Genomic DNA, 645 nt, shown 5'->3' with positions numbered 1-645 from the left:
ATCCGCGACGGAGCTCTCCAGCTGACTGATCTTGGCAGCACCAATGGAACTTACGTTAACGGGAAGCGGGTCGAACCGCATCAAAGCATTCGAATCAGCGAAGAAGATCTTATTCATTTCGCCGAAGCACCTTTTCGTGTTTATCGTCAATCGGTGACCGGAGCGACCAACGGTACTATCGCGGAAAATATTTGTGACCAAGCCTTGGCGCTAGTCCAATTTGACCGCCTGATGTCCGAGCGTCTGGTGCGACCCCACTTTCAAGCCATCGTGGATTTGAACAGCGACAGTCACGAGATGATTGGGCACGAAATTCTCGGGCGAGGAAGCGTGTTTGGACTCGAGTCCGTTGGCGCGATGTTTCAAGCAGCTGAACAACTCAGTCTCGAAGTCGAATTGAGCCGCCTGCTACGCTGGGAGGGGATTCGCGTAGGACGCGATTTTCCTGAGAGCCCAATGTTGTTCGTCAATACACACCCCAAGGAAATCGGGGACGTTCAAGGATTGATCGAATCGCTGATCAAAGCACGCGAGATGGCGGGCAACGCCAATCTTGTGCTGGAAATTCATGAGTCTGCGGTCACCAACCGCGCCGTGATGGATGATCTCGTTCAAGTCCTCGAGTCGCAAAATATTCGACTCGCC

Annotated in this window: 1 protein-coding gene; it reads left to right on the top strand. The window is 53.0% G+C overall.

Annotated features, from left to right (window positions below; translation table 11 throughout):
* The coding region (locus tag RMSM_RS21080; protein WP_040768676.1) for an FHA domain-containing protein at positions 1–645 on the top strand (645 nt) is incomplete at both ends.

Origin of the sequence: Rhodopirellula maiorica SM1 (assembly GCF_000346295.1) — a bacterium.
GTDB classification, from domain to species: Bacteria; Planctomycetota; Planctomycetia; order Pirellulales; family Pirellulaceae; genus Novipirellula; species Novipirellula maiorica.
This window is presented reverse-complemented; position numbering and strand designations above follow the sequence as displayed.